Source organism: Streptomyces sp. a15, from assembly GCF_059026085.1.
Genome location: NZ_JBWLKM010000189.1, coordinates 1 through 3,857 on the forward strand (window position 1 = coordinate 1; position 3,857 = coordinate 3,857).

Sequence of the window (3,857 nt, forward strand, 5' to 3'; positions counted from 1 at the left end):
ACCCAAGAACCTCCCTCCAAGTTCCTCCCGACTGCGTCGGGGATACAACAAAGCGCCTCACGGCGCACACCGTGCGTGCCCGCTTTCCAGGCACACGGCTCAAGCAAGCCCCAAAGGCTCGCGGGCAGGCAGAACTGCTGGTCCCGGTGCGCGGGCGGCGATGCGCCGTCGCGCGCAGTGGGCGTGCATGAGGCAGCGTGCGGTGTCGTCTGGCGGGTGGCCGTCCTCAGTGGCGAGCGCCGTGCGGCGGATCGCCTTGCGGACGGCGGTGAGTCACTGCTCCCACTCGGTGGGACTTTGCGGCTCTTGATCGGCGTGCAGCAGCAGAGTGCCGCAGCCGGGACAGCGGCCGTGCTGCGCGTGTAGCAGCCGCAGCACGAACGGCCCCAGCGGGGGCTTTCGCCGCCGTCGCCGATCAGCCCAGTAACCGGTCAGAGCCGGGTCGTCCGGAGACGCCCTGCCTTTGACCAGCCGATGTCGGACGATCTTCGTCCAGGAGAACTTCACCAGGTAGCGGCCGGTGTCCCGGTCGCCGAACACCCAGCGGTCCCGTCTGGAGTGGTGGAACGCGCCGAAGTACCGGGCCACGACCCAGCGTTTCGACTTGTTCGGGTGCGCCCGCAGTCCCCACCGGTAGGTGAGCCGCCACAGGTAGTGGTCCAAGGAGGAGAAGATCTCCTTGGACACCCCGGTGCGGTAGTAGGCCGCCCAGCCCCGGATCACGGGGTTGAGCTTGTTGATCACCGCTTGGGCGTTGGCCCCGTGTAGAGCCTTGACCTCGGCGGCGCGCCTGCTGCGAATGCGCCGCACCGCTGCCTTGCTGGGCTTGGTCAGCAGCTTGCCGTTGCGGTAGCGGCGGACGTTGAACCCGAGGAAGTCGAAGCCGTCTTCGAGACGGACGACGTGCGTCTTGTCCTCGTTGAAGGCCAGTCCCCTCGGCGTCAGCCACACCGCGAGCTGCTGCTTGACCTGCCGGGCCTGTTCCCCGCTGACGCACAAGGCCACCAGATCGTCGGCATAGCGGATCACCACGGGGGTGCCCGGCTCCGACTTGCCCGCGTGCCTCATCCCGTCAGGGAAGTACCGGACCCCGGCGGCTTGTTCCAGCCCGTGCAGGGCGACATTCAGTAGCGTGGGGCTGATCACCCCGCCTTGTGGAGCTCCCTCCTCGGTCGGGGTGAGTTGTTCACGCTCGACCACGCCCGTCTTCAGCCACTGCCTGATCTGTTCCCGCGCGGGGAACGTGCCGAGCTGGCGGAGAAGATGGTCGTGGTCGATGCGGTCGAACGCCGCTGCCAGGTCCGCGTCGAGAATCCACCGGCGGTGCGGATTCTTTCCCCCGACCGCGTTGAAGATTGCCTCGATGGCGTCATGGCAGCCACGGCCGGGCCGAAAACCGTACGACTTCGGCTCGAACCGTGCCTCCCACTCGGGTTCCAGCGCGTTGAGGGCCCGCGCCTGGAGAGCGCGATCAATGATCACCGGGATACCGAGCGGGCGCTGTTTCTTCCCTCCTGCCTTGGGGATATACACCCGCCTGACCGGCCGGGCTCTCCACGTGTCGGCGGATCGCTGCATCCAGTCGGCCAGTTCGGCCTTGCCCTGGGGCAGCAGCACCACCTTCCCGTCGATCCCGGCGGTCGTGCGGCCAGCGTTGATCTCCGTGACCCGGCGCACGCTGAGCAGCGTGTTGGCGCGAAAGCGGAGCATCAGCTTCTGCAGATTGCGGACCCTTTTCAGGTCCCCTGCCTGCGATGCCGTGAAGATGCGTTGCCGAAGTCGCCGTACGTCGTCTTCGACCTGCTGCCAGTCGACGGCCAGCCAGTCGGTGATCTCGTCCCCAGGTCCGTTCACCGCAGCCTCGGCTGGGGCGTCCAACTTGTCCCTCGGTTCGGGGTGTTCGAGCATCTGGTCTCCACAGACTCACCCGACCCACGTCGGCACCCTTTCGAGTTCGGGCACGTGCCCGTATCCGGCCGGTTATGCAGGGCGATCGGCGGAGGGCCGAACGTGTTGCCCCGTCTTCCCGCTGCCTTTCAGCTGCCGGCGTTCGCTTCTTGGGTCATCCTGTTCCCGCCCGGGGGCTGGGCCTTCCTCGCAGTCGGCTCACCGCTCAGTCGCCTGAGCGGACCCCGTCGGGGTTTCCACGTTCCACACAGTTGAGATAGGATCGGGGTGGGCGCTCTCTATACCCCGGGGACGGTGGTGTCCTCCCGGTCGGCGGTTCGCAGTCCGACCGGCACCCGCCGCTTCTCCGCGGCCAGTCCCTGCACTCCGCTGAAGACTTCCGTCTGGCGGAGCCCAAACGTGACGAGGCATCATCAGGGGTTCACTCGCGTTCACCCGTCCGGTCTTCCCCTTGCCTGTGGCCCCCGGACGGATCGGGAACCCTTGGGCGTCTTCTTCGAGCTCCGCACCCCACTGTTGCCAGTGACGCACGTCGAAGCGGGGACGGGCCTTGGACACTGGCCCGGATCTACACCTTCGACATCAGTCGAACCTCCAATCGGTGCAACCACTCAAACTGTGCGACCTCGTGTCGCACCGAGCCTGCGTTCCCCGGCCTCAGCAGAGCCGCCACGGGCTCCCCGGTGCCTCCCGGTCCGTGGTCGACGAAACCCATGAGCGGGTGGTGACCATAGGTCCGCTTCCAGGTCGGGGCTGCGTCCTCCTTGTCGGAGTGCGCGATCGCCAGTACCCCGTCGAGATCGACGGTCACCATCCCGCCGGTGTCGGGCGCGGCCCGGCCGGCCGTTCGCCAGACGCGCTCGCGTGCTTCGGCCCGCGCGGAACGGATCGCCCGCAGGGCCTTCTCCCCGGAGGCCGCGAGGGAGTCGAGCAGGCGGGAGACCGTTGGGTCGGAGGCGACCGGCCCGAACACCGCCGGCTCGGCCCGCAGCATGCCGACATCCGCGAGACAGTCGCCGCCCAACGCGACCGCCAGGGCGACGTCCAGGAGGACCTTCCCGGGATCGTGAACGGCCCGTGGCTTCCGCCACGGCCCGAGTGCCTCGGATATCGCGGTGTCCAGACCGGCCTTGCGGACCGTCTCCACCAGCAGGACCGAGCCAGCCTGCGAGACCACCTGACGGCCGTCGCCCTGGACGCGGACAGACGGGTATGACCCGGTAGGCTCTCTCACCTGGAAAGTGCTCTTTTCCTCGCAGCCAACAGGACCCTCAGCAAGTCCTATCGTTGCAGGTCAAGGAGGCGTGCCCGAGGCCGACGGCCTTCGTGTAGCCGAGCCCTCGAGCAGCGCATTGCGGAGCCTGGCAGCTGACGAGACGGGACGCCGCAGCCCGCTCCCGCAGGGGGCCGCTGCCATCACTGGCGCCTCCCCAAGCCAGCGGCCTCATCCGCGGGCCGCCGTACAGGAGTTCGTGAAGACAGCGCCTCTGCGGGACACCGCGCAGGGACATGCGTACCGGGTTTCAAACCAAGCAGGAGGATCCCAGCAGTGCTTTGAGGTCGCCGAAAAGCGCCGGGCTCGGTGTGACGCGGTGTCGGTCGAGACGCAGCACCGTTGTCTTCTGTCGGCCTTGGACCTTGATGCGTACTTCGCTGTTGCCGCGATGGTGGCTGAGGATCTCCCCGAGTCGGGTGACCAAGGGCGGGGTCACCCGGTTCTCGAGAATGCTGAGGATCACTGGGGCATCGATGCCTGCGTTCGACAGGTCGGGGACCATCATCTCCATGGCGACCAGCCGCGGCACGTCCTCGCGCTTGTCGAGGCGGCCCTTGACGAACACGACGGCGTCCTCGACGAGTTGCGTCGAGACCAGCTGGTAGGTCGCCGGGAAGAACATGCACTCGATGGAGCCGGCGAGGTCCTCGACGGTGGCGATGGCCCAGGCGTT

Annotated in this window: 3 protein-coding genes; all 3 read right to left on the bottom strand. The window is 67.7% G+C overall.

Translation table 11 applies throughout. The features are described 5' to 3' along the window. Positions 1-273: 273 nt before the first annotated feature. Positions 274-1,908, bottom strand: coding sequence for a group II intron reverse transcriptase/maturase (gene ltrA, locus AC5P09_RS51340; RefSeq protein WP_493880535.1), 1,635 nt, complete (start codon positions 1,906-1,908; stop codon positions 274-276). Positions 1,909-2,476: 568 nt separating this feature from the next. Next, positions 2,477-3,142, bottom strand: coding sequence for a transposase (locus AC5P09_RS51345; RefSeq protein ID WP_493880536.1), 666 nt, complete (start codon positions 3,140-3,142; stop codon positions 2,477-2,479). A 289-nt stretch (positions 3,143-3,431) separates the two neighbouring features. Then, the coding region (locus AC5P09_RS51350; protein WP_493880537.1) for an OB-fold nucleic acid binding domain-containing protein at positions 3,432-3,857 on the bottom strand (426 nt) is incomplete at its 5' end.